The sequence below is a fragment of the Streptomyces sp. PR69 genome (genome assembly GCF_026420845.1).
Taxonomy (GTDB): Bacteria; Actinomycetota; Actinomycetes; order Streptomycetales; family Streptomycetaceae; genus Streptomyces.
This window is the reverse complement of the sequence record NZ_JAOWCB010000082.1, coordinates 1-1354: the sequence shown is the minus strand read 5'-3', so window position 1 is coordinate 1354 and position 1354 is coordinate 1. Positions and strand designations below refer to the sequence as shown.

Below are 1354 nucleotides of genomic sequence, written 5' to 3'. Positions count from 1 at the left end.
ACCTGCCGCCGCTCGTCCTGGTCGAGGAGGTCGACGGCGCTCAGCCGCTGGTCGGGGTCGGCCGCGACCGCCTCGAGCACCCGCACGAGCCGGTCGATCATGCGGTGGACGGTCGGGGCGTCGAACAGGTCGGTCGCGAACCCGACGTACGCGCGGAGCGGGCCGGGGCGGCCGTCGTCCAGCACGCCCGCCTGGAAGTTGAGGTCCAGGTCCAGCTTGGCCACGTCGCCGAGCGCGAAGACGGTCTCCACCTCGGCGCCGGGCAGCTCCAGGCCGGCCCGCCCCGATCCCGTACCGACCTGGAGCATGATCTGGCAGAGGGGGTTGCGGGCGGCCGAGCGCGGCGGGTTAAGGGCTTCCACGACCCGCTCGAACGGCACGTCCTGGTGCTCGTACGCCGCCAGACTCGTCTCGCGGACCCGGCCCAGGATGTCCCGGAACGTCGGGTCACCGGACGTGTCCGTGCGCAGAACCAGAGTGTTGACGAAGAAGCCGATCAGCCCGTCCAGCGCCTCGTCCGAACGACCCGCCACCGGCGTACCGATCGGAATGTCCGTCCCCGCACCCAGCCGGGTCAGCAGCCCGGCCAGCGCGGCATGGACCACCATCGACAAGGTCGTGCCGGTACCACGGGCCAGATCGTCCAGCCGGGCGTGCAGCTCCGCGCCCAGCTCGACCTCGAACCCCCCGCCACGCTGCGACGCCACCGCCGGGCGAGGCCGGTCCGTCGGATACTCCAGCTCCACCGGCAGATCCGCCAGCGCCTCACGCCAGAACGCCAGCTGACCGCTCAGCTCCGAATCCGGGTCCTCCTCCGAACCCAGCACCTGGCGCTGCCACAGCGCGTAGTCCGCGTACTGCACCGGCAACGGCGCCCAGTCCGGCACCCCACCGGAAAGCCGAGCCTCGTACGCCACACTCAGGTCACGCACAAACGGACGCATCGACTCACCATCCGTGGCGATGTGGTGGAACAACACCACCAGCACATGATCGTCCGCACCCAAGGAGACGAGGGTTGCCCGCACCGGCAGTTCGGACGCGAGGTCGAAGGTGTAGCCGACCTCCTCGCGCACCACCTCATCCAGCTCCGCCTCGCCGCACTCCCGGCGCCGCAGCACCAGCCCGCCAGCAGGCACAACCACCTGCACCGGGCTGCCGTCCACGTCACGGAACACCGTCCGCAACGCCTCGTGCCGCCCCACCAGATCACCCAGCGCCAACTCCAGCGCCACCACATCCACCCGACCCAAAAGCCGGAACACGGCAGGCAAGTTGTACGTCGCACTGGGGCCCTCGAACTGGCCCAGGAACCACAGCCGCTGCTGCGCGTACGACACCGGCACCAGCTCCG

General features: G+C 70.6%; 1 protein-coding gene. It reads right to left on the bottom strand.

All coding sequences use genetic code 11. The features are described 5' to 3' along the window. Positions 1 to 1354, bottom strand: a 1354-nt coding sequence (locus OF819_RS28970; protein ID WP_267246623.1) for a condensation domain-containing protein, incomplete at both ends; no start/stop codon positions are given.